Source organism: Kitasatospora sp. NEAU-69 (genome assembly GCF_057158765.1).
Genome location: NZ_JBWXUE010000002.1, coordinates 156,561 through 180,009, shown reverse-complemented (window position 1 = coordinate 180,009; position 23,449 = coordinate 156,561). Strand labels below are relative to the sequence as shown.

The 23,449-nt window shown below is 72.6% G+C and carries 18 protein-coding genes and 1 pseudogene; 7 read left to right on the top strand and 12 right to left on the bottom strand.

Annotated elements, in window-relative coordinates; genetic code table 11:
* The first annotated feature begins 80 nt into the window (after positions 1–80).
* A complete protein-coding gene (locus tag AC060L_RS02885; RefSeq protein WP_483797053.1) occupies positions 81–1,427 on the top strand; it encodes an RNA-guided endonuclease InsQ/TnpB family protein in 1,347 nt (448 codons plus the stop codon).
* Between the two features lie 7 nt (positions 1,428–1,434).
* Positions 1,435–1,956 carry a DUF5919 domain-containing protein gene (locus tag AC060L_RS02880; protein WP_483796780.1) on the top strand — a complete coding sequence of 174 codons (522 nt, stop codon included), beginning with the start codon at positions 1,435–1,437 and terminating at the stop codon, positions 1,954–1,956.
* Between the two features lie 89 nt (positions 1,957–2,045).
* On the opposite strand, the gene AC060L_RS02875 is transcribed toward AC060L_RS02880, so the two are convergent.
* The 3 genes from AC060L_RS02875 to fbaA form a co-directional block, all read right to left on the bottom strand.
* Positions 2,046–2,465, bottom strand: a complete 420-nt coding sequence (locus AC060L_RS02875; protein WP_483796779.1) for a DUF3151 domain-containing protein — start codon at positions 2,463–2,465, stop codon at positions 2,046–2,048.
* Between the two features lie 77 nt (positions 2,466–2,542).
* Positions 2,543–4,768 (bottom strand): ArnT family glycosyltransferase, encoded by a 2,226-nt coding sequence (locus tag AC060L_RS02870; RefSeq protein ID WP_483796778.1) that lies wholly within the window; start codon positions 4,766–4,768, stop codon positions 2,543–2,545.
* A 405-nt stretch (positions 4,769–5,173) separates the two neighbouring features.
* Positions 5,174–6,196 carry a class II fructose-bisphosphate aldolase gene (gene fbaA, locus AC060L_RS02865; RefSeq protein ID WP_483796777.1) on the bottom strand — a complete coding sequence of 341 codons (1,023 nt, stop codon included), beginning with the start codon at positions 6,194–6,196 and terminating at the stop codon, positions 5,174–5,176.
* Between the two features lie 191 nt (positions 6,197–6,387).
* On the opposite strand from fbaA, the gene AC060L_RS02860 reads away from it, so the two are divergent.
* On the top strand, positions 6,388–7,113 hold the full coding sequence (locus AC060L_RS02860) for a DedA family protein (RefSeq protein ID WP_483796776.1): 726 nt from the start codon (positions 6,388–6,390) through the stop codon (positions 7,111–7,113).
* 89 nt (positions 7,114–7,202) lie between these two features.
* Here the strand turns inward: AC060L_RS02860 and pyrE are convergent, their stop codons facing one another.
* The 7 genes and pseudogenes from pyrE to AC060L_RS02825 form a co-directional block, all read right to left on the bottom strand.
* Positions 7,203–7,742 carry an orotate phosphoribosyltransferase gene (gene pyrE, locus AC060L_RS02855; protein WP_483796775.1) on the bottom strand — a complete coding sequence of 180 codons (540 nt, stop codon included), beginning with the start codon at positions 7,740–7,742 and terminating at the stop codon, positions 7,203–7,205.
* A 45-nt stretch (positions 7,743–7,787) separates the two neighbouring features.
* The gene (locus AC060L_RS02850) at positions 7,788–8,942 is read right to left on the bottom strand and encodes an SRPBCC family protein (protein WP_483796774.1); all 1,155 of its coding nucleotides are present in this window, start codon (positions 8,940–8,942) and stop codon (positions 7,788–7,790) included.
* A gap of 223 nt (positions 8,943–9,165) precedes the next feature.
* A complete protein-coding gene (locus AC060L_RS02845; RefSeq protein WP_483797052.1) occupies positions 9,166–10,767 on the bottom strand; it encodes a spermine/spermidine synthase domain-containing protein in 1,602 nt (533 codons plus the stop codon).
* A gap of 496 nt (positions 10,768–11,263) precedes the next feature.
* Positions 11,264–11,848 (bottom strand): DUF2617 family protein, encoded by a 585-nt coding sequence (locus tag AC060L_RS02840; RefSeq protein ID WP_483797050.1) that lies wholly within the window; start codon positions 11,846–11,848, stop codon positions 11,264–11,266.
* Positions 11,849–11,899: 51 nt separating this feature from the next.
* Positions 11,900–12,016, bottom strand: a pseudogene (locus tag AC060L_RS02835) (DUF2617 family protein); the annotation flags it as partial.
* 444 nt (positions 12,017–12,460) lie between these two features.
* Entirely contained in the window at positions 12,461–13,744 is a 1,284-nt protein-coding gene (locus tag AC060L_RS02830) for an MFS transporter (RefSeq protein WP_483796773.1), read from the bottom strand.
* Positions 13,745–14,023: 279 nt separating this feature from the next.
* Complete coding sequence (locus tag AC060L_RS02825) at positions 14,024–15,184, bottom strand: pyridoxal phosphate-dependent aminotransferase (RefSeq protein WP_483796772.1); 1,161 nt, start codon at positions 15,182–15,184, stop codon at positions 14,024–14,026.
* 143 nt (positions 15,185–15,327) lie between these two features.
* On the opposite strand from AC060L_RS02825, the gene AC060L_RS02820 reads away from it, so the two are divergent.
* The 4 genes from AC060L_RS02820 to AC060L_RS02805 all read left to right on the top strand — a co-directional run bounded on the left by AC060L_RS02820 (position 15,328) and on the right by AC060L_RS02805 (position 20,036).
* Positions 15,328–15,960 carry a dihydrofolate reductase family protein gene (locus AC060L_RS02820; protein WP_483796771.1) on the top strand — a complete coding sequence of 211 codons (633 nt, stop codon included), beginning with the start codon at positions 15,328–15,330 and terminating at the stop codon, positions 15,958–15,960.
* Positions 15,961–15,965: 5 nt separating this feature from the next.
* Positions 15,966–16,319, top strand: a complete 354-nt coding sequence (locus tag AC060L_RS02815) for a YciI family protein (protein WP_483796770.1) — start codon at positions 15,966–15,968, stop codon at positions 16,317–16,319.
* 4 nt (positions 16,320–16,323) lie between these two features.
* Entirely contained in the window at positions 16,324–17,577 is a 1,254-nt protein-coding gene (locus AC060L_RS02810) for an RNA polymerase sigma factor (protein WP_483796769.1), read from the top strand.
* Between the two features lie 77 nt (positions 17,578–17,654).
* Positions 17,655–20,036: a protein kinase domain-containing protein gene (locus AC060L_RS02805; protein ID WP_483796768.1), complete on the top strand. Its 2,382-nt coding sequence runs from the start codon at positions 17,655–17,657 to the stop codon at positions 20,034–20,036.
* Between the two features lie 104 nt (positions 20,037–20,140).
* Here AC060L_RS02805 and AC060L_RS02800 read toward each other — a convergent pair whose 3' ends face one another.
* Together AC060L_RS02800 and clpB are read right to left on the bottom strand one after the other, a co-directional pair.
* Entirely contained in the window at positions 20,141–20,701 is a 561-nt protein-coding gene (locus AC060L_RS02800; RefSeq protein ID WP_483796767.1) for a type III secretion system chaperone family protein, read from the bottom strand.
* Between the two features lie 141 nt (positions 20,702–20,842).
* On the bottom strand, positions 20,843–23,434 hold the full coding sequence (clpB, locus tag AC060L_RS02795; RefSeq protein ID WP_483796766.1) for an ATP-dependent chaperone ClpB: 2,592 nt from the start codon (positions 23,432–23,434) through the stop codon (positions 20,843–20,845).
* Positions 23,435–23,449 lie beyond the last annotated feature (15 nt).

Here is a 23,449-nt window from a genome sequence, read left to right as displayed (position 1 = left end):
GACACGCCCACCATGGCCCGCTTGCGGGGTCAGGTACGGGAGACCAATCGGAGGTTCCATGGCGTACCGCCCGGGCAGAACTGATCCGGTACGAGAGGGGTGTTCCTATCCTGTCCGGGCGTAGGTATCGGCTTGAACTGTCTGCGGCTCAGTCCGAGTTGTGCGAGATGTTCGGCGATGTGTGTCGGGTGGTGTGGAACACCGCTCTGGAGCAGCGCCGCGAGTACCGCAGGCGTGGGGCATGGATGAACTACCTGCCGCAGGCCGCTGAACTGGCGGAGGCCAAGCGCGACTTTCCCTGGCTGGCCGAGGCTCCGTCGCACGTGTTGCAACAGACCCTCCGCGACCTCGACCGGGCCTGCCGCGATCACGGGGCGTGCAAGGTGCGGTGGCGCTCCAAAGCACGGTGGCCACCGTCGTTCCGGTTCCCGGTGGGAAAGGCGATCATCGTGGAGCGGCTGGGCCGGAAGTGGGGCCGGGCGAAGCTCCCTAAGCTTGGATGGGTCCGGTTTCGCTGGTCCAAGCCGCTTGGCGGTGAGGTTCGCTCGGCGACCGTGGCTCGGCGGGGAAGGGGCTGGTTCATCTCGTTCCTGGTCGAGGACGGCAAAGCCACCCCCGATCGGCACGTGATGCCGTCTGCTGCTGTTGGTGTGGATCGGGGCGTGAAGGTCGCCGCGACGACCAGTGACGGGCGGTTCCATGACCGGCCTTACGTGACGCCAGGAGAAGCGGCGCGGCTGCGCCGGTTGCAGCAGAAGTTGGCGCGACAGAAGCGTGGGAGCCGGCGTCGTGCCGCTACGGTCGCCAAGATCAACGTCGTCACAGGGCGGGTCCGCGATCGGCGCGGAGACTTCTGTGCGTGGGTCGGCAATCGGTTGGCGAGAGCGAATGCGGTTGTGGCGCTGGAGGATCTGCGTATCAGCCAAATGGCCGCGAGCGGACGCGGCGACATGGCGCTGGCCGGACGGAACGTCGCCCAGAAGCGGGGCCTGAACCGGTCCATCCTGGATAAGGGATGGCACCGACTCGAACTCGCGATCCGCAGCACCGCGCGAATGACCGGCACCACTGTGGTCCTGGTCAATCCGGCGTACACCTCCCAGACGTGCAACGAGTGCGGGCAAGTGGATCCGAAGTCGCGCGAGAGCCAAGCCGACTTCCGGTGCACCGCCTGCGGACACACCGCGCACGCCGATGTGAACGCTGCAAAGAACATCCTCAGCGCCGCAGGGCATGCGGTGTCAGGGCGTGGAGACCTCGGCAGCAGCCGGTCAGTGAAGCGCCAACCACCAGTGGCACGAACACGTATGGGGCGAAGTCCCCGAGTGTCTGGCGCAGCTGGAATCCCCGTCGCCAAGATGGAGAGGAAGTCAAGAACGGATGCTGTGGCCCGATTCAGTCAGAGCGAACGTCAAGACCGGGCATGACCGGGAGGTGTTCGCCGTCTACCCCTACAGGTCGGCCTGTCCGACGTCCGTCTGGTCGCAGCTGATCGGCGATGCGAAGTCCGAGATCTTCCTGGCGGGATACACCGACTACTTCGTCTGGCTGGAGCAGCCTGCCCTGCACCAGACGCTGCGGCGCAAGGCCGAGAGCGGCTGCCGGGTGCGGTTCCTGCTGGGGGATCCGGACTCGGAGACCACCCGCCAGCGTGAGCGGGTCGAGGACGTGGCGCTGACGGTCTCGACCCGGATCAGGATCACCCTGGAGAACGTGGCCAAGCTGGTCGGAGTGGCGGGTGTCGAGGCTCGGTTCAGTGCGCCGGAGGACGGGCCGAACCATGTGAGCCTCTCGGTCTTCCGCTTCGACCAGAGTGCGCTGGTCACGCCGCATCTGGCCCGGGTCGTCGGGCACGACTCGCCGATGATGCACCTGCGGCGCGGGCACGAGGGCGGGATGTTCGACCGGTTCGCCGAGCATGCCGAGGAGTTGTGGGGGCGCGGGGTTCCGGCGTAACGCGGGGCTCTGCGTGGTGAGCGGGAAAAGGCCGACGGCACCCGGCTCCTGACGTGTGGCCAGGGGCTGGGTGCCGTCTAGTTGTACTGTTACTGCTTCAGTTCGGCGTAGGCCTCGGGGCTGCTGTCGTTGAGGAACTTCCAGCAGCGGTCGGCCTCTTCGGTCTCCTTGATGGCGTCGGCGGCGCGGGCGAGGCCGGCCAGGCAGCGCAGGAAGCCGCGGTTGGCGCGGTGCTCCCAGGGGACCGGCCCGTGGCCCTTCCAGCCGGCTCGGCGCAGGGCGTCGAGGCCGCGGTGGTAGCCGGTGCGGGCGTAGGCGTAGGACTCGACGACGCGGCCCTCGGTGAAGGCGTCGTCGGCGAGCATCGCCCAGGCGAGTGAGAACCACGGGTAGTCCGCCGCGAGCTGGGTGGGCGACGCGGACTCCTCGGCGAGCCGGCGGTACGGCTCGGGATCCTCGGCGAGCAGCGTCGGGTCCGGGCCCGAGAGCAAGTTCTTCCGTTCAGTCATGGTTCCCAGTCTGCCAGTCCGGCTCCGGCGGCCGGGAGTCCGTACGGTCGCCGGGGCCGGACTGGTGCGAGGACGGGTTACTTACCGCACTGGTAGAGCAACTCCGGGTTGGCGCTGCTCACCGACTGCCCGTAGTCGCCGGGGGCGACCGGGGCGCAGTTCTGCCGGACCCAGGTGGTGATGGTCGCGGTCGGGCCGCTGCTGCCGCCCCGGCCGCCCATTCCGGTGCCGCCGAGCAGCACGTAGTGCAGCTGGCCGGTGTTCACCAGGGACTGGAACTGCGACAGGCTCGGCGACGGCACCTGGCCGGTGAAGCCGCCCATCGGCAGCACCTCCTTGCCGGTGGCCAGGATGTACGGAGAGGAGGCCGACCAGCTGGTGGTGGCGAAGAGGTAGCGGGCGCCGTTGTCGTGGGCCTGCGCGTAGTCGAGGATGTCCTGCTGGGCCTTCGTCAGCTTGGTGCCGCCGTCGCCACCGAAGCCGCCCCAGCCGCCCTGACCGCCTTGGCCACCCTGGCCGCCCTGGCCGAACGCGCCCTGGCCACCCTGCGCGAAACCGCCCTGGCCGAACGCGCCCTGCCCGGGGGTGTTCTGTCCGGGGGTGTTCTGGCCCAGGCCGCCACCGCCGAAGCCGCCCTGGCCGAAGCCACCCTGCCCGAGACCGCCCTGGCCGAAGCCACCGCGGCCCGCACCGGTCCGGCCGCCCGTGCGGCCGCCGGCGGCCGAGGCCTGCCGGCCGCCGCCACCGCCGCCGAAGCCGTGCGAGGCCTGCGGGCCGACCGTGCCCATGCCCGAGGAGGCGCCGGAGGAGGAGGTGAGTACTGAGGAGGCCCAGGCGCCCGGGGCGAGCAGCATCGCGACCAGCCCGGCGATCAGGCCGACGGTGGCGATCCGCAGGCGGCCCAGCCGGCGCTCGCCGAACCGGGTGGTCCGGGCAGCGCCGAGCAGGACGAGCGCGAGCGCGCCGACGGCGAGCGTGGCGGGCGCCAGCCAGGGCAGGAAGCTCGGGAACATCCAGGCCAGGTAGGCCGCCCAGCCGGCGGTCGCGGCGATCGCGACGGGCAGTGCCCAGGCCTTGCGGCCGCCGTCCCGGAACGCCTGCCAGAGCATGACCGTGCCGGCGCCGAAGAGGGCCGCCAGCGGAGTGGCGATCACGCCCATGTAGTAGCTGTGGCCGCCGACACTGCCCGCGCTGAAGACCAGGAAGAAGACCGTCAGCCAGGTGCCCCACATCAGGTAGCCCGCGCGCAGCCGGTCGGTCCGCGGCTCGCGGCGGCGCCAGGCGAGCGCGCAGAGCACGGAGATCGCCGCGATCGGGTAGAGCCAGCCGGTCTGCGGGGCGAACTGGGAGCCGAACATCTTCGTCCAGCCGCCGTCACTGCCGCCGGGCCCGCCCTGGCCGCCGCGACCGGCCTTGCCGCCCTGGCCCTGTCCGGTGCTGCCGGCGTACTGGGCACCGGCTGACTGGGCACCGGCCTGGCCGGTGCTCTGGCCGATGCCGCCGGCGCCAGCCGCGCCAGCCGCGCCGGCGCCAGCGGCGCCCGTGCCGTCGGCACCCGCCGCGCCGCGGGCGCCGCCGCCGAACATGCTGCCCATCGGGCCGCCGCGGCCGGAGGTCACGCTGCCGGTCTCGTCGGCGTTCAGCCCGACCGAGGTGAAGCGGTTGAGGAAGTTGTAGCCGACCACCATGCTGTACGCCGAGTTGTCCGTCGTGCCGTCGATGTACGGCCGGTCCTTGGCCGGCACCACGGTGGCCATCAGCACCCAGGACGCCGAGACCGCCACCGTCACCAGCCCGGCCAGCGCGACGTGCCCGAACCGGCGGCGCAGCGAGGTCGGTGCGGAGAGCAGGTAGACCACGGCGAGCGCGGGCAGGACCGCCCAGGACTCCAGCATCTTGGCCTGGAACGCCAGGCCGACCCAGACACCGGCGAGCATCAGCGTGCGCGGGCGCGCGTTCTGCGCTGCGCGCTGCGTGGCGTCGGCGGCGAGCAGCAGCAGCAGCGTGAAGAGCGGGTCCTCGACGGCGGTGCGGAACAGCCCGGCCAGCACCGGGGTCGCCGCGAAGGCCAGCGTCGCGAGCAACGCCGCGTTGGCGCCGGCCCAGCGCCGGACGGCCCGGTAGAGGACCAGCACCGAGAGCACGCCCTCGATCGCCTGAGGCAACGTCAGCGCCCATGGGTGGAAGCCGAACACGCGGGCGGAGATCGCCTGCGGCCAGAGGAACCCGGGCAGCTTGTCGAGCGTGATGGTGTTCGCGGGGTCGTACGAGCCGAAGACGAAGGCCTTCCAACTCTCCGTCATGCTGCGCACGGCATCCGCATAGAAGGTGTGGTAGGTACTCTGACCGATCCCCCAGAAGTACAGGACCCCCGCGATCGCTGCGATGCCGAGCAGTAGGGGCCGCGCGTAACCGGGTTGTCCCTCGGGCGATCGCCAGGGGGCTCTACGGGCCGGCCAGGTACGGGACGGCAGCTCAGGGGCGAGTGGAAGCACACTGGTAGCCATGGACTGAAGCCTGAGCGTAGTCGATGAGAGAACCCTGACAAACGGCGCGCTTCGGCGAATTCCTAACCAGAAGCAGGGGAAGATTTTGCCGTCCGGACACTTGGCAGATGTGATCCACGTCAGGAAAAAGCCCCGGTCAGCATGGCTGACCGGGGCTCGTGAGCCGGTGCGACCGCACCGGTTCGGGGTCCGACTGGCGGACTACTTCAGGCGGGTGCCCGCCGAGCGCAGCATCTTGGTGGCCTCGACGACGCGGGCGGCCATGCCCGCCTCGGCGAGCTTGCCCCAGGTGCGCGGGTCGTAGGTGTTCTTCTTGCCGACCTCGCCGTCGACCTTCAGCACACCGTCGTAGTTGCGGAACATGTGGTCCACGACCGGGCGGGTGAAGGCGTACTGGGTGTCGGTGTCGAGGTTCATCTTCACGACGCCGTTCTCCAGCGCGGTGTTGATCTCCTCGGCGGACGAGCCGGAGCCGCCGTGGAAGACGAAGTCGAACGGGTCCGTCTTGCCGGACTCGGCGCCGATCGCGTCCTGCAGCTCGCGCAGCAGCTCGGGGCGGAGCACGACGTTGCCCGGCTTGTAGACGCCGTGCACGTTGCCGAACGAGGCGGCCAGCAGGTAGCGGCCCTTCTCGCCCAGGCCGAGGGCCTCGGCGGTGCGCTCGACGTCGTGCACGGTGGTGTAGAGGTTGTCGTTGATCTCGTGCGAGACGCCGTCCTCCTCGCCACCGGTCGGGGTGATCTCGACCTCAAGGATGATCTTGGCGGCGTGCGCCTGGGCGAGCAGCTCCTGGGCGATGGTCAGGTTGTCGGCCAGGGTCTCGGCCGAGCCGTCCCACATGTGCGACTGGAAGAGCGGGTTCTGGCCCTTGGCCACGCGCTCGGCGGAGATCGCGAGCAGCGGACGGACGTAGCCGTCCAGCTTGTCCTTGGGGCAGTGGTCGGTGTGCAGCGCGACGGTGATGTCGTACTTGGCGGCCACGATGTGGGCGAACTCGGCGAGCGCGACGGCGCCGGTCACCATGTCCTTGTTGTGCTGGCCGCCCAGGAACTCGGCACCGCCGGTCGAGATCTGGATGATGCCGTCGCTCTCCGCCTCGGCGAAGCCGCGCAGCGCCGCGTGCAGCGTCTGCGACGAGGTGACGTTGATCGCGGGGTAGGCGAACTTGCCGGCCTTCGCCCGGTCGAGCATCTCGTTGTAGACCTCGGGAGTTGCGATGGGCATACGAATCCGCTCCTGTTCGGGGGAAAAGTTGTGCGTCGCGTCCCGGACGCCGCTGTCATCCTCCCAGATGCGTCCTCCGGCTTCACCTCCCCTCCCGCCAGTCGGGACAGAACCCGACTCAGGACAGGACGAAAGGTCAGGTCAGGCCCGGTGTTCAGGCTCAGGACAGGTGTCCGCGCTATTCTGCGGCCGTGACTAACCACGTCGACCTTGCGGTCAATCTCCTTGATGCCAAGTCGTTGATCGCCTCGGTCGGGACCATCGGCCTGCTGGCGATCATCTTCGCCGAGACCGGTCTGCTGATCGGTTTCTTCCTGCCCGGTGACTCGCTGCTGATCCTGGCCGGCGTGGCCGCGTCCAGTGCCGCCGCGAAGGCGTTCGGGCCGGGCGTGCAGATGCCGATCGGCGTGCTGCTGGTCGGTGCGCCGATCTGCGCGATCGCCGGTGCCCAGCTCGGCCACCTGCTCGGCGCGAAGGTCGGCTCCAGGCTCTTCGAGAAGCCGGACTCGAGGATCTTCAAGCGCGAGTACGTGGTGAAGGCCGAGGAGTACTTCGACAAGTTCGGCGCCGAGAAGGCCGTCGTGATGGCCCGGTTCATCCCGATCGTCCGGACCTTCCTGAACCCGGTGGCCGGCACGCTGGAGATGCCCGCGCGGAAGTTCTTCGTGTGGAACGCGATCGGCGGTGTGCTGTGGACCGAGATCATGCTCTGCATCGGCTACTTCTTCGGTGACTCGATGGCTCCGGTCATCGACAAGTACCTGATCCCGGCGATGGCGCTGATCATCCTGCTGTCGATCTCGCCGATCCTGCTGGAGGTCGTGCGCGACCGCCGCAAGCGCAAGGCCGGCGGCGAGCCGCTGGCGGCCGAGGCCGGCGAGGGCGCGGGTGTCGGCGGTCGGCACCGCCGCGGCTGAGCCCAGTCGAGAACCAGAGAACAAGAGAACCGGCCCTCCCCACTGGGGAGGGCCGGTTCTCTTGTTTCACGTGAAACAGTGGCCCGCTCTCAGGCGAGGTCGAGGTCCTGGGCCGTGAAGACGGTGTAGTACGGCAGCCCGGCCTCCTCGATGGCCGGAGCCGCACCGCGCTCGACGATCACCGCGACGCCGACGACCTCGGCGCCCGCCTCGCGCAGCGCCTCGACCGCGGTCAGCACCGAGCCGCCGGTGGTGGAGGTGTCCTCGACGGCGAGCACCCGGCGGCCCTTGACGTCCGGGCCCTCGATCCGGCGCTGCAGGCCGTGCGCCTTGCCCGCCTTGCGGACCACGAAGGCGTCCAGCTCGCGGCCGCGCGCGGCGGCGGCGTGCAGCATCGCGGCGGCGACCGGGTCGGCGCCCAGGGTCAGCCCGCCGACGGCCTCGTAGTCGAGGTCGGCGGTGGCGTCCAGCAGGACCCGGCCGACCAGCGGCGCGGCCTGCGCGTCCAGGGTGATCCGGCGCAGGTCCACGTAGTAGTCGGCCTCACGGCCGGAGGAGAGGGTGACCTTGCCGTGCACCACGGCCTTGGTCTTGATCTGCGCCAGCAGCGCTTCGCGGTCGTTGCTCATGGACAGTCAGTCTAAGACCGACCGACTGCCAGTGACCGCATCAGCTCACCGCTTGCGCAGGGCACGGGCCAGCACGACCGCGCCGCCGAGCAGCGCGACACCGCCGCCGATCACCCACGGGTTGCCGAGCCGGCCGGAGACCCGGGCGGACGGACGGCCGGCGGCCTCGTGGTCGCCGTACCAGCGGCTGGCGGCGCGGGCCCGGGCGCTGCGGGCGGGCAGCGCGGGGGCGTAGCGGCCGCGCGGCGGGGCGTGGTCCACCTCCTCGGCGGAGCGTCCGACGATGCTGCGGCGGACCGGGCCGGCCAGCACGTCCTCCGGCGAGAGCGGAACGTCCCGGCCGAAGGCCGGTTCGGGGTCGCCGACCGGGCGGGGGTAGCCGTACGGAACGTCGAGGCGCTCTCCGGGCTCGGACGTCGGCGGCACGTCCTCGGCGTCCAGGTCGGCGGCCTCGGCGGTCAGGCCGAAGTCCTCGGGGTCGGAGAACGAGATCAGGTCGGAGAGGTCGTCGGCGAACAGGTCGTCGGGCAGCTCGTCCGAGTCCTCGTCGCCCTCCTCGTCCGCGCCGGCGGGCGGGGTCGGGACGGCGGTGAGCGTCGCGGGGGAGGTGGGCTCGGTGGCCGGAGCGCCCTCGGGGGCGGCTGCGGTGGCCAGCGCGGCCGCGAAACGGTCCAGCAGTCGGCGACCGGCGACGGCGAGCGTCTCCTCGTCGAAGTCGGCGAGCCGGCCGCCGGGGGTGAGGTCGCCGCGGAACCGGAGCAGGGTGCCGGTCGGCTGCTCGCCCGCGTCCGTGCCGGCGCCCGTGGCCGCGTCCACGCTGTCGCCCGCGCGCTGCGGCTCGACGCCGAGTCGCACGGTGGCGACCACCTCGCCCTCGCCGCGCGCCTCCTGGCCCTCGACGAAGGCCGTCAGCACGCCGGAGCCGCCGCTGCGGATCAGCGAGATGACGCCCCGATACGTGATGGTGGACCCGCCGATCCGCAGCCGCAGCCGGCCGGCGATCTCCTCCGGGCCGCCGTTGCCGGCACGCTTCGCGGCGGATCCGGCGGCGGCCTTCGCGGACGCGCCCGGCGTGCTCCCGTCCGCCGCCTCGGCGGCGTCGGTGCTCAGGCCGGGGACGCAGCGGGCGAGCAGCGCGGGATCCTCCAGGGCGCGCTGGACGAGTTCGGCCGGCAGCTGGATGACAACCTCATGCTCCATGCCTGTGAGCCTACCGACCCACCCTGGGAGTGGGGGCCTGCGGCGCCAGGTTGACGCGCGGACGGCGGTAGCGGACGCGGGGACGCCGATGTCGGGTGACGGACGCCGGGAGAGAGGCAGCGGGTGGCGGAGCGCGGGTGGCGGAGCGCGGCGGTGAAGCGCGGCGCCACCCGGTAACGGCTCAGCGGGGGTACATCAGGGGGGTACATCAGCGGGGTGTACATCAGCGGGGGTGCAGCAGCGTGCTCGGCGGCGGCAACTCGGCGGGACGCCGGGCGGCCAGGCAGGCCGCGGCCTCGCCGAGCCCGGCGTCGGTCAGCGAGCGCGGCGGCGGGGCGTCCGCGGCGAGCGCCAGAGCCGGGCGGGAGTCCCGGGCGGCGAGCAGCACCGCGGCCCGGTCGCCGCTGCCCGCCGGATCGCAGGCCGGACCGCGGCCGGCCACCGGGAACGGGACCGACCAGAGCGCGGCGGCGCGCAGCCCGGCCTCGACCGTCCAGACGTCCCCGCCCGCCTGGCCGCTGCCCGGCATGGCGGCCGGCACGGCGAGCCGGCCGGCGGGTGCGAGCCGGGCGGCGGCCAGGCCGTAGAACTCGGTCGAGTGGTACTCGCTGCGGGCGGCCCGCTCGGGAGCCGGCAGGTCGACGAGGACGGCGTCGAACCGGTCGGTGCCGGTGTCCTGGCGCAACCAGGCCAGCGGGTCGGCGCTGACCAGCCGGACCCGGGGATCGGCGAACGCGTGCTCGGAGAGCGCGGCCAGCGCCGGATCGGTGCGAGCCAGCCGGGGCAGCGCCGGGTCGAGCGTGACGACCAGGACCGAGAGCACCGCGCGGTGCCGCAGCACCTCGCGCAGGGCCAGGCCGTCGCCGCCGCCGAGCAGCAGCACCCGGGAGTCCGCGGCGCCGGCCAGCGCCGGGTGCACCAGGGCCTCGTGGTAGCGGTACTCGTCGGTGCCGCAGGCGGCGAGCCGACCGGCCAGGTAGAGCCGCAGCGGAGCGCCGTCCGGGGTCGGGCGCTGCGTGGGCACCCGGGCGGCCGTGGTCACGGCCGCGGTCACGGCTGCGGAGGCGGTGGCGCCCTCGGACGGCGGCGGCTGCGCGCCGGAGCCGGTCAGCACGATCTCGCCGTAGCGGCTCTGCACCGCCTGCCGGGGCGGCCCGCCGTACAGCGCGTTCCGGGCCGCCCGTTCGATCGCGCCGGTGCAGGCCGCCGCCAGCGCGAGTGTGGCCAGCACCGCGCCGCAGCCGGCCCAGAGCAGCACCCTGGTCCGCGGGCCCGGCTCGTCGCGGAACAGCCAGAGCACCACGGCGGCCCCGGCCAGTGCGTTGACCGCGCCGGTGAGCAGCGCGCCGGTGGCCTGTCCGAAGGCCGGCAGCAGCAGGAACGGGAAGGCCAGCCCGCCGATCAGCGCGCCGATGTAGTCGGCGGCGAACAGGTCGGCGGCGGTACGCCCGGCCTCCTCCCGGCGGATCCGGTGGATCAGCGTCATCAGCAGCGGGATCTCGGCGCCGATCAGCAGCCCGATCAGGCAGGTCAGGCCGATCATCGCGGTCTCGTACTGCCCGAGCCAGGCCCAGCAGGCGTAGAGCGTGAGCGCCGAGAGCCCGCCGACCAGTGCCAGCGCGCACTCGACCAGCGCGAAGGCGGTGGCCGGGCGGTGCGCGAAGCGCTTGGCCGCCAGCGAGCCGACGCCCATCGCGAAGACCATCACCGAGAGCACCACGGAGGTCTGGGTGACCGAGTCGCCGAGCAGGTAGCCGCCGAGTGCGACCAGCTCCAGCTCGTACACCAGACCGCAGGCCGCGCAGATGAACGCGGCGAGCAGCACCAGCCGCCGGGCCGTCTGCGGGCACCGCGCGGCCGCGGGGCGGGCGGGCCCGTCCGGGCGGGCCGCGGGGGTCGGCGGTGGGGCCGGCGGTGGGGCCGGAGGACCCTCCGTTCGGGTGCGTCCGTTCGGGCGAATGCCGCCCTTCGGACGGCTGCGCCCGTCCGAGCGGTCCCGGGGCCGGATGCGCAGGCGCAGGTAGGCGCGGGCGCGGGGGCTTCGGGCCGGAACCGCCGCTGCCTGCGCGCCGCCGTCGGACTGACTGCGGGCCTGCCCGCGGCCACGTGCCCCGCGCCGGGCGGTGCCCGCCCGGCCGGTGGCGGGGGGAGGACCGTCGCGGTCAAGGCCGGGCTGCGCGGGCGGGCCCGCCGGCTGGTTGATCACGAAGAAACGCTAGGCGACGGATGCAGCGGATAGTCGCACTCGTAAGGGGGATAGCGCTCTCGTCCGCGTTGACGAATCGGCTGCCTGTTCGGGCAGTTGGCGATCTGATGGATCATCAGTCCGACCGGTGGTCCAGTGTGCAGACCGGGAGCGGTCCGGCGCTGCCCGCCGGGCCGGTGACCACGAGCGAGGAGCGGGTGCAGACCAGCCGGCCCTCCTGCGGGTAGGCGTGCCAGGTCCGCCACAGCACCCGCTCCGCGCAGCCCTGGGCGACCAGGGCGGTGAAGGCGCTCGGATCGCCGGGGAAGACCCCGGCCAGGCCACGCGGGTGCTCGTCCACCAGGGCCAGGATCTCCTGCGCCCGGGCGGCGAAGACGTGCGGCGGCAGCGATTCGATCCGGGCCGCGAACTCGTACTCCCAGCCCGCGACTTGCTCGGCCACCCGGGCCGGCAGCGGGGTCCGCCGGCCGGGCATGCAGGCCACCGTCTCCAGGCACTCGCCCGGCCCGGCCGCGATCACCACCTGGTGCGAGGCACCGAGCAGCCGCAGCTGGAGGGTGCCGGCGCGCAGGCTGACGGTGGCCGTGCCGGTGCCGGTGCGGCCCGTGACCGCGCTGCCCGTGCTCGCGCCGCCGGTGTTCGTGCTGCCGGTGTTCGAGCCGCGCGCGTTCGTGCTGCCCTGGGGTCTCCACTGCGCCAGGTGACCGCTGCCGTCGCTGCCCGCCGGGCCGCCGGCCGCGCCGTCGCCGGTCGCACCCGGCAGCGGCAGGTCGCGCACCGCGAGGGCGGGCAGCGGTCCGCCGCCGAGACACCAGGCCAGGTCACCGGCGCGGGTGTCGGAATAGGAGGTCTGCAGTGTGGTGAGCATGCTGGGCTCCGCATTTCAGCTCCGTACGCGCCCACCCGCCGTGCAGCGTCCGACTCGGCCGAAGGGCGAGGAGGTTCGTGGCTGTGCGGTCCAGGACGCGGCCGACCGTGGAAGGAAGGATTCCGGCTGGAGATTCAGCAGCAGAGAAGCACGAATTCTCCGGGTCCGTCAGGGATTTACCCATTCTTGTTGCACATTCACCGTTCTGGGCGTAGTGCCTGGCCAGGTCTGACCGGCCCGGTGAACGAGATTGCTCGCTGTGCGCCGTTCGGAGCCGTGCGTGCGCCCCACACGGCGGCCGCGCGCCGGGCGGGCGCCTGCGCGCGGTGAGTGGGGCGCGCCGGGGTGGTGCGCGCCCGTGGCGCGGGCGCGGCCAGGGGTGGCGCGCGGGGGTGGGGGAGGGGCGCAGCCGGCGACCGGCCCGGCTACCGGCCCGGGACCGGCTCAGCCGGCCTGGGCGGCCAGGGTGCGCGGGCAGGGCGCGACGGTGCCAGGGCCGCCGATGCCGAGCGGACCGGTGCCGAACGCGCCCGCCGCGCCGTTCGCACCGCGCTGGCGCAGCAGCGAGCCGGCCAGTGCGACGCCCTCCAGCACGCCGACGGTGAGCCCGTACACCGCGGCGGTGCGGGTCAGCCCGTAGCGGTCGGCCGCCAGCCCGGCGGCCAGCGCCGGCAGGCTGACCGCGAGATACGACAACACATAGATGGCGGTGACCACTTCGGCCCGCCGGTTGGCCGGGGAGAGACCGGTCAGCGTGCGCAGCGCGCCCGAGAACGACGGGCCGAAGCCGATGCCGGCGACCGCGCTCGCCGCCGCGAAGAGCCAGACCGATCGCTCGTGCAGCGCGAGCAGCGCCAGCACCACCCCGGCTATCAGCAGCGTCGGGCCGGCGAGCGTGGCACGTCGCACCGACCAGTTCCTGGTCAGCACCGCCGTCACCGCCGCACTGCCCTGCAACGCGACGATCACCAGCGCGCCCGCCATCCGGCTGGAGACCCCGAGCACCGAGTGGCAGACCGAGCCGGCCAGGCAGAGGTAGAGCCCGGCCAGTGCCCAGGTCGCCGTGATCGAGGGCAGCAGCGCGGCGAACGCGGTGCGCACCGGCGCCGGCACCGCGACCCGCGGCCGCAGCGAGCTGCGCCAGGCGCCGTCCGGCCGGACCGTCTCCGGCAGCATGGTGAGCACCGGCAGCGCCGCCGTGCAGGCCGTCGCGAGCAGCCAGTACACCAGCCGGGTCGGGTCGGGCCCGTACTCCACCAGCAGCCCGGTGATCAGCGCGCCGAGCGCCAGCCCGCCGGCCGCGGCCACGTTGGTCAGCAGCGCGCCGAGCCGGGTGCCGTGCGGCTGCAGGTCGATCAGCGCGGCGCTCAGCGCCCCGGTGCCCGCGCCGGTCGCGATCCCCTGCACGACCCGGCCGGCCAGCAGCCAGGCCAGCCCGCCCGCCTCGGCGAACAGCACCATCGACAGCAACTCCAGTGCGACCGCGGCGATCAGCACCGGCCGCCGCCCGACGTGGTCGGAGAGCGAACCGACGAAGAGCAGCGCGACCAGCAGGGCGAGCGCGTTCGCCGCGTACACCTCGGTGATCGCGAGCGGCGAGAAGTGCCACTGCTGTTGGTAGAGCACGTACAGCGGGGAGGGCGCCGCCGAGGCGAAGAGCAGCATCCCGAGCACCGCGGCCAGCAGCCAGAAGGAGATCAGCCGGGGGAGCTGCGAGCCTGTCGTCACGGTGCGTTCCCCCTGCGCTGTCGCGGCGTGCGCCGGCGTCCGGCTGACGACCCGTTGATCGTTTGATCGACTCTGTCGTCGGCTGTCCGGTGCTGTGCGTGCCGGTTCACTGACGAACCGTCACGCTCATAGTGCGGCCGTCGGGGGTGCGCCCTGAAACAGCTGTTGCCTGTCCCGGCGACAACCAACTCTTGTGACAGGAGCGGCTGATACTACGCGAGGTGCCCACCACCGCCCGTGGCACCGGCCCGGACCGGCCCGGTGCCCGTCAGCCGGTGGTCAGAGCCGCTGGAGGCGGGCGGCGGCCTCGACCAGAACGGAATCCTGCTTGCAGAACGTGAACCGGACGAGGCTGCGCCCCGCGTCGGCGTTGTCGTAGAAGACGACGTTGGGGATCGCGACCACGCCGCACCGCTCGGGGAGGGAGCGGCAGAACTCGATGCCGTCCTTCTCGCCGAGCGGGGTGATGTCGGTGGTGATGAAGTACGTGCCCTCGGGGTCGAAGACCTTGAATCCGGCGGCGTTCAGGCCGTCGGCGAGCAGGTCGCGCTTGCGCAGCAGGTCGGCGCGGAAGGTGTCGAAGTAGTCGTCCGGCAGCCGCAGCGCCTCGGCGACGGCGTACTGGAACGGGCCGGCGCTGACGTACGTGAGGTACTGCTTGGCGGTGCGCACGGCCGCGACCAGTTCGGGGCTCGCGGTCACCCAGCCGACCTTCCAGCCGGTGAAGGAGAAGGTCTTGCCCGCCGAGGAGATCGAGACGGTGCGCTCGCGCATGCCGGGCAGGGCGGCGATCGGGTGGTGGGCGCCGCCGAAGACGAGGTGTTCGTAGACCTCGTCGGTGATGACCAGCAGGTCGTGCTCGACGGCGAGTTCGGCGATGGCGCGCAGCTCGTCCGGGTGCAGGACGGTACCGGTGGGGTTGTGCGGGGTGTTGATCAGCAGCAGGCGGGTGCGGCGGGTGATCAGCGCGCGCAGTTCGTCGAGGTCGGGGCGAAAGCCCGGCGCGCGCAGCGTGAGCGGGACGCGCTTCGCGCCGGCCATCGCGATGCAGGCGGCGTAGGAGTCGTAGAACGGCTCGAAGGCGATCACCTCGTCGCCCGGTTCGAGGAGCGCGAGGAGCGAGGCGGCGATCGCCTCGGTGGCGCCGGCGGTGACCAGGACCTCGGTGGCGGGGTCGTACTCCAGGCCGTAGAAGCGTTGCTGGTGCTCGGCGATCGCGGTGCGCAGCTCGGGGATGCCCGGGCCGGGCGGGTACTGGTTGCCGCGCCCGTTCAGCACCGCGTCGGCGGCGGCCTGGGCGATCGAGGCGGGCCCGTCGGTGTCGGGGAAGCCCTGGCCGAGGTTGATCGAGCCGGTCGCGGTGGCGAGTGCCGACATCTCGGCGAAGATCGTCGTCCCCATCCCCGCGAGCTGGCGGTTCAGCAGTGGCCTCGCACCCATGTCGGCTCCTCACGCCTCGTCGTGGGGACCATCCTCCGGGCTGCGGTGAGCGACGACAAGCCCGCTCCCCGGCGCCCGGTGTCGATATCGCGCCGGCCCGTTCGTGTAGGAGGTGACAGCGATCGAACCGAGAGGAGCCGGTGATGGCCAGGATCGTGGTGACCGAGAGCGTGACGCTGGACGGGGTGATGCAGGGACCGGGCCGGGCGGACGAGGACACCCGGGGCGGGTTCCGGCACGGCGGCTGGGGGACGCCGTACCTGGACCGGACGATGATGGAGGTGATGGGCAAGGGGATGGCGGGCACCGGAGCGCTGCTCTTCGGCCGCCGGACGTACCAGGACTTCCACGCGGCCTGGGCCGAGCGCACCGACGGCAACCCGTTCACGGCGAAGCTGAACGACACGCCCAAGTACGTCGCGTCCCGGACGCTGACGCAGCCGCTGCGCTGGCAGAATTCCAGCCTGCTGGTCGGCGGGCCGGCCGAGGGACCGGCCGGCGCCGTGCGGCTGCTCAAGGAGGAGCTGGACCGCGACATCGCGGTGCTCGGCAGCGGTGAGCTGGTCCGGGCGCTGCTCGCGGCCGGGCTCGTCGACCGGCTCGTGCTGTCGGTCCACCCGCTGGTGCTGGGGACCGGGCGGCGGCTCTTCCCCGATGACGGTCCGCCCGCCGGGCTGCGGCTGGTGGACAGCGCGGTGACCGGCACCGGCGTCGTGATCGCGACCTATGACGCGGTGGACGCGGGCCGAGAGGACGCGGGCGGAGAGAGAGGGTGACGGCAGTGAAGCAGTATCTGCTCAGCATGTACCAGCCGCAGGGCGGGGTCCCGGCGCCGGAGTTCCTGGAGCAGGTGATGGCCGAGCTCGGCGTGCTGCGCCGGGAGCTGGAGTCCACCGGCTCGTGGGTCTTCGGGCAGGGCCTGCACGATCCGAGCACGGCCACGGTGCTGCGGCCGCGCGAGGGCGAGGTGCTGATCACCGACGGGCCGTTCGCCGAGGGCAAGGAGTACCTCGGCGGGATCACCGTCATCAGGGCCCCCGACCTGGACGCCGCGTTGGAGTGGGGCCGCCGGTACGCACTGGCCACCACGCTGCCGGTCGAGGTGCGGCCGCTGCGCGGCGAGGCGCAGGACTGAGCCGGTGGCCGGACCGCAGCCGCTGCCCGCCGCGGAGATCGAGCGGGTCTTCCGTCAGGAGTACGGACGGGCCGTCGCCGTCCTGGTCCGCCTCACCGGTGACATCGACGCCGCCGAGGAGGCGGTCCAGGACGCGTTCACGGCGGCGGTGCGGCGCTGGCCGGCCGAGGGACTGCCGCCCAGCGCGGCGGGCTGGATCATCACCACGGCCAGGAACAAGGCGATCGACCGGCAGCGCCGGGAGGCGTCCCGGCACGGCCGCCAGGTCGAGGCGACCCGGCTCTACGAGCGGGACGAACCGGGGGAGGAGGGACCCGTGCACGACGACCGGCTGCGGCTGATCTTCACCTGCTGCCACCCGGCGCTCGCCGACACCGCCCAAGTGGCGCTGACCCTGCGGCTGCTGGGCGGGCTGAGCACCGCCGAGATCGCGCGCGCGTTCCTGGTGAGCGAGTCGACCATGGCCCAGCGGATCGTCCGGGCGAAGGGCAAGATCCGCGACGCGCGGATCCCGTACCGGGTGCCCGCCGGCGCCGACCTGCCGGGGCGTCTGCGCCCGGTGCTCGCCGTGGTCTACTTGGTCTTCAACGAGGGCTATCTCACCGGCGGGGGCGACGAACCGCTGCGCGCCGAGCTCTGCGCGGAGGCGATCCGGCTGGGTCGCCTGCTCGCCGAGCTGATGCCGGACGAACCCGAAGTCCTGGGCCTGCTCGCGCTGATGCTGCTGATCGAAGCCCGCCGGCCGGCCCGCACCACCACGGACGGCGCGCTGGTGCTGCTGGCCGACCAGGACCGCGGGCGGTGGGACCGCGAACTCATCGCCGAGGGGCAGGCGATCGTCCGGTGGTGCCTTCGGCGCGACCGGCCGGGTCCGTACCAGATCCAGGCGGCGATCAACGCCGTGCACAGTGACGCGCCGACCGCCGCCGCCACCGACTGGCGGCAGATCGTGCGACTGTACGACCGGCAGATGGAGCTGGCGCCCACCCCGGTGGTCGCCCTGCACCGCGCGGTCGCGGTGGCCGAGGTCGCGGGACCGAGCGCGGCGCTGGCTCTCGTCGACCGCCTCGACCTGGACGGGTACCACCTGTTCCACGCCTTGCGGGCCGACCTGCTGGCGAAGTCGGGCCGGTACGACGAAGCCGCCGACGCCCTCCGGGCGGCGCTCGCCCGCACCCGGAACGCCGCCGAACGCGCACTGCTGGAGCGCCGGCTGACATCCCTACGGGTGAGCTCCCCGCCGCCCGGGCGCACGTGACGAGGAGCCAGCTGGAGACAAGCGGAAGAGAGGTTCTACGATCACCCGGTCAGTCGAGGACGGGGAGAGTAGACCTTATGCCGATTCAGCCGCTCGAGAGCAGTGATCCCGAGGCAGTCGGACCGTACCGGCTGCTCGGCCGGCTCGGCGCCGGTGGGATGGGGCGGGTCTATCTGGCCCGCTCCTCCGGCGGGCGCACGGTGGCGGTCAAGGTGGTGCGTGCGGAGCTCGCCGAGGACCAGGAGTTCCGCGAGCGTTTCCGGCGCGAGGTCGCGGCCGCGCAGGCGGTCAGCGGCGCGTACACCGCGCCGGTGGTGGAGGCCGATCCGGACGGGCCGGTGGCCTGGCTGGCCACCGCGTACGTGCTCGGTCCCTCGCTGACCGAGGCGGTGGCCGCGCACGGGGCGCTGCCGGTGGACACGGTACGGGCGCTCGGCGCCGGCCTGGCCGACGCGCTGTCGGTGATCCACGGGGCCGGTCTGGTGCACCGCGACCTCAAGCCGTCGAACGTGCTGCTCGCGGCCGACGGGCCGCGGGTGATCGACTTCGGTATCGCCAGGGCGCTGGAGGGCGACAAGCTGACCAGCACCGGCCTGGTGGTCGGCTCGCCCGGCTTCATGTGCCCGGAGCAGGCCAGCGGCGCGCCGATGGGCCCGCCCGGTGACGTCTTCTCGCTCGGCTCGGTGCTGGCCTTCGCGGCCAGCGGCGCCGGGCCGTTCAGCCAGCACAGCGACTCGGCGGCCGCACTGCTCTACCGGGTGATCCACGACGAGCCGGACCTGAGCCGGGTGCCGGAGGAGCTCTGGCCGGTGATCGCGGCCTGCCTGGCGAAGGAGCCGGCCGACCGCCCGACGCCCGCCGAGCTGTCCGCGCTGCTCGGCGGCAAGGAGGCGCTGCTGCGCGGCCGCTGGCTGCCGGCGCCGGTCGCCTCCGACATCGCCTCGCACGCGGCGAGCGTGATGGACATGGAGACGCCGGCCCGCGGCAACGCCGCCGCGCCGACCGACCCGCGGGTGGCGCCGGCCCAGGCGCCGACCGTGGAGCGGACCATGCAGCTCGGTGGTGCGGGTGCGAGCTTCGGCCCTCCGGTGGGTGTGGGGACGACCGAGCTGAACGCCCTGCCGCAGCCCGCGAAGCCCTCGCGGCGCGGGCTGCTGGCCGGCGGCGGTGCGGCGCTGGTCGTCGCGCTCGGCGGCGGTGCGACCTGGGCGCTGACCCGCGACAAGAAGACACCCAAGCCGCCCCCGCAGCCGAGCAAGCCGCTGGCGAGCGGCTCCGCCTCGCCGTCCGCCGCCGGCTCGGCCAGTGCCAGTGCCTCGGCGCCCGCGACCCACGCCCCCGGCGTGGCACCGCAGCCGATCTGGACGAGCAACCCGCCGGGCTTCGTCGGCACGGTCAACCCGCTCGTCGTCAACGGCAGGGTGTTCCTGTACAGCAGCGGCGGCATCAACGCGGTGAAGCTGACCGACGGCTCCGCTGTCTGGAACGCGGCCAGCGACTCGACGAACCGGATGGTGGCGGACGGCACCACGATCGCCTACAAGGGCGGCGACTTCGTCAGTGTTGACCAGGGCACCGGCAACACCATCTGGAAGTACGACACCAACCAGCAGACCAAGCCCGGTGCGACGGAGCAGGTCCTGCCGGGCGACGTGCTGGCCGCCGACGACCACGCGATTTACGCGCAGTGCAGCTTCGCGGCGCTCGGCTCCGACGGTTTCATCGACATGAGCAAGCCGAACGTCCCCGGTCTGTGGGCCCTCTCGCAGAAGGACGGCTCGGTGATCTGGAGCCAGCACCGTGCGCAGGGCGCGGACACCGGCCTCAGCATGACCGCGCTGCTGGCCAAGAACCTGCTGATCTACACCGACAGCAACAAGAACCTGGTCGCCCGCAGCACCACCACCGGCGAGCAGCTCTGGTTCGTCAACACCGACGAGGCGGCGCTCTACCAGGTCGTCGCGGACAGCGACCGGATCTACTGCTCGACCACCGGGCGCGGCCTCCAGGCGGTCAACCTGAGCGACCACTCGCAGGCCTGGCAGAAGACGCCGCCGGCCGGCAGCCACGACCTCTGGTACGCCGGGCCGACCGTCGCCGACGGTGTGCTCTACACGGTCCTCGGCGGCATGACGCTGGAGTCGACGACCCTGGGCACCGCGACGCCCAGCGCGCCGCCGACCCTGATCGCGTACCAGGCCTCGAACGGCCAGGAGCAGTGGCGGCTGCAGCTGCCGTACGAGGTGTCGATGGACTCCAACCCGTGCCTGGTGCAGAACACGCTGTTCATCTCCACCGACAACAACGGGATCCTCGCGGTCGACATCAAGGCGAAGAAGATCCTCTGGCGGTTCCTGCCCGGCACCGCGCTGGCCGGCACCGCCTGGCTCTTCGACACCGACGGCAAGACGCTGGTCGCCGCCCAGGGCTCCAAGGTGTACGCGCTGCCGCCGGTCTGACCCGGCCACCGCGGGGGACCGCGGAGCAATGCGGACGTGACTCGGCCCGGCTCGCCACTGGCGAGCCGGGCCGAATCACGTCCGGGGACGGCGGGGGAGTGGGCTCAGCCCTCCTCGCCCTCCTCCTCGTCCTTGTCGTCGGCGGCCGGGGCCTCGCCCTCGACCTCCTGCTGCAGGCCGAGGCGCTCGACGATCCACTGCTCGAAGCCGACCGCCGCCTGGGTCCAGTTGGCGGTGGTGGTGACGAAGTAGTCCAGGTTGATCCCGTTGCCCAGGATCATCTGGCACTCGCCGATCAGCCGGACCACGCCGTCCTCGTGCGTGTGCGTGTAGACCTTGGGCCAGAGCGTCTCGCGGTTCCACTCGTCGATCAGGTCGAGGATCTCGCCCTTGCGCTCCAGCGGGTAGGAGCGGTCGTAGAAGGACCGCACCGCGAAGAGCTCCTTCTGCTCGCCGCGGAACATGTAGTAGACCCGGAAGCCCTCCCAGGGGGCGGTGAGGTCGCCCTCCTCGTCCACCACGTGCTTGAGCTCCATGCGCTCCAGGAGCTGCTTCACCAGGTCCTGGTTCGGCATCACGATCGGCGGCGGACCAGCCGGCTGCCCACCCGGCGGGGGCTGCTGCGGCAGGCCGAAGGACGGGATCGACGACGGGTCAATGCTCACGGGGGGTCCCTTCACAGTGCACGAGGGTGGCTGCGATGCGGGGCCGCCCTTCCATGACTCCATCCTGCCTCATCGAGGGGCCAGGGCACAGGTACTCCTGGGAGTCCCGGTGCCCTGGCCCGGACGCGGCCCACATGCGGCTCAGGCGCGGGTGACCAGCAGGCGGTCGCCCGCCTCGTCCCGCTCGACCCGGACGGTGTCGCCGTCGTGCACCTGCCCGGACAGGATCGCCTTCGCCAGCTGGTCGCCGACGGCCGACTGCACCAGGCGGCGCAGCGGGCGCGCGCCGTACGCCGGGTCGTAGCCGGTCAGCGAGAGCCAGTCGCGGGCGGCCGGGGTGACGTCCAGGGTGAGCCGGCGGTCGCGCAGCCGCTCGGCCAGCTTGGCCACCTGGAGGTCGACGATCCGGCTCAGCTCGGCCGAGCCGAGCGGGTCGAAGACCACGATGTCGTCCAGCCGGTTGAGGAACTCGGGCTTGAAGGCCGACCGGACGGTCTCCAGCACCAGCTCCTTCTTCGCCTCCTCCGCGATCGCCGGATCCACCAGGTACTGCGAGCCCAGGTTCGAGGTGAGGATCAGGATCGCGTTGCGGAAGTCCACCGTGCGGCCCTGGCCGTCGGTGAGCCGACCGTCGTCGAGCACCTGGAGCAGCACGTCGAAGACCTCCGGGTGGGCCTTCTCGACCTCGTCGAGCAGCACCACGCTGTACGGCCGGCGGCGCACCGCCTCGGTCAGCTGGCCGCCCTCCTCGTAGCCGATGTACCCGGGCGGGGCGCCGACCAGCCGGGAGACCGAGTGCTTCTCGCCGTACTCGCTCATGTCGATCCGGACCATGGCGTGCTCGTCGTCGAAGAGGAAGTCGGCGAGCGCCTTCGCCAGCTCGGTCTTGCCGACGCCGGTCGGGCCGAGGAAGAGGAACGAGCCGGTCGGGCGGTCCGGGTCGGCGATGCCCGCGCGGGTGCGCCGCACGGCGTCCGAGACGGCCTGCACGGCGGCCTTCTGGCCGATCAGCCGCCGGCCGAGCTCCTCCTCCATCCGCAGCAGCTTGGCGCTCTCGCCCTCCAGCAGCCGGCCGGCCGGGATGCCGGTCCAGGAGGCGACCACGTCGGCCACGTCGTCCGGGCCGACCTCCTCCTTGACCATCGAGGCCGAGGCGTCCTCGTCCGCGGCCTTCTGCTGGGCCTCGGCCAGCTCCTGCTCGGCGGCCGGGATCTCGGCGTACATCAGCTTCGAGGCGAGCTCGAACTCGCCGTCCCGCTGGGCGCGTTCGAGGGAGCTCTGCAGGTTGTCGAGCCGCTCCTTGAGCTCGCCGACCCGGTTCAGGCTCTTCTTCTCCTGCTCCCAGCGGGCCGTCAGACCGCTCAACTGCTCCTGCTTGTCGGCCAGATCGCGGCGCAGCCGGCTCAGCCGCTCCACTGAGGCCGGGTCCGACTCCTTCTCCAGCGCGAGCTCCTCCATCCGCAACCGGTCCACGGCGCGCTGGAGTTCGTCGATCTCGACCGGGGAGGAGTCGATCTCCATCCGCAGCCGGGAGGCCGCCTCGTCGATCAGGTCGATCGCCTTGTCGGGCAGGAACCGCGAGGTGATGTACCGGTTGGAGAGCGTCGCGGCGGCGACCAGCGCGGCGTCCGCGATCTGCACCTTGTGGTGCGCCTCGTAGCGGCCCTTCAGACCGCGCAGGATCGCGATCGAGTCCTCCACGCTCGGCTCGCCGACCAGCACCTGCTGGAACCGCCGCTCCAGCGCCGGGTCCTTCTCGATCCGCTCGCGGTACTCGTCCAGCGTGGTGGCGCCGACCATCCGCAGCTCGCCGCGGGCCAGCATCGGCTTGAGCATGTTGCCGGCGTCCATCGCGGAGTCGCCGCCGGCGCCCGCGCCGACCATGGTGTGCAGCTCGTCGATGAAGGTGACGACCTGGCCGTCGCTCTGCTTGATGTCGTTCAGGACGGCCTTCAGCCGCTCCTCGAACTCGCCGCGGAACTTCGCGCCGGCCACCATCGCGCTCAGGTCCAGCGAGACCAGCCGCTTGCCGCGCAGCGACTCGGGCACGTCGCCCGCGACGATCCGCTGCGCCAGGCCCTCGACCACGGCGGTCTTGCCGACGCCGGGCTCGCCGATCAGCACGGGGTTGTTCTTGGTGCGCCGGGAGAGCACCTGGACCACCCGGCGGATCTCCTGGTCGCGGCCGATCACCGGGTCGAGCTTGCCGTCCCGGGCGGCCTGGGTCAGGTCGGTGCCGTACTTCTCCAGCGCCTTGTAGGTGCCCTCCGGGTCCGGCGAGGTGACCCGGCCGCTGCCCCGGACGTCCTTGAACGCGGCGAGCAGCGCCTTGGGCGTCGCGCCCTCGCGGGTCAGCAGCTCGGCGACGGCGCCGCCCTCGGCGGCGAGGCCGACCAGCAGGTGCTCGGTCGAGACGTACGCGTCGTCCAGCTTCTCGGCCTGCTTGGCGGCCTCGGTCAGCACGGCCAGGGTGTCCCGGCCGAGCTGCGGGGCGGCCACCGTGGAGCCCTGCGCGCTGGGCAGGGCGGCCAGCTGCCGGCGGGCGGCGGCGGTGGTCTGCGCGACGTCCGCGCCGACCGCCTCCAGCAGCGGCCGGGCGATCCCCTCGGGCTGCTCCAGCAGCGCGAGCAGGATGTGCACCGGCCTGACGTCGGGATTCCCCGCGCCGCCGGCCTGCCGGATCGCGGCCGACAGGGCGTCCTGGGTCTTGGTGGTGAACTTGCTCGCGTCCACTGCTTGGTACTCCTC

Coding starts and splice junctions, on each gene's coding strand:
- AC060L_RS02875 (WP_483796779.1), bottom strand. CDS start 2,465: ATGACTGAACGGAAGAACTTGCTCTCGGGCCCGGACCCGACGCTGCTC.
- fbaA (WP_483796777.1), bottom strand. CDS start 6,196: ATGCCCATCGCAACTCCCGAGGTCTACAACGAGATGCTCGACCGGGCG.
- pyrE (WP_483796775.1), bottom strand. CDS start 7,742: ATGAGCAACGACCGCGAAGCGCTGCTGGCGCAGATCAAGACCAAGGCC.
- AC060L_RS02805 (WP_483796768.1), top strand. CDS start 17,655: ATGCCGATTCAGCCGCTCGAGAGCAGTGATCCCGAGGCAGTCGGACCG.
- AC060L_RS02870 (WP_483796778.1), bottom strand. CDS start 4,768: ATGACGGAGAGTTGGAAGGCCTTCGTCTTCGGCTCGTACGACCCCGCG.
- AC060L_RS02825 (WP_483796772.1), bottom strand. CDS start 15,184: ATGGGTGCGAGGCCACTGCTGAACCGCCAGCTCGCGGGGATGGGGACG.
- AC060L_RS02850 (WP_483796774.1), bottom strand. CDS start 8,942: ATGGAGCATGAGGTTGTCATCCAGCTGCCGGCCGAACTCGTCCAGCGC.
- AC060L_RS02820 (WP_483796771.1), top strand. CDS start 15,328: ATGGCCAGGATCGTGGTGACCGAGAGCGTGACGCTGGACGGGGTGATG.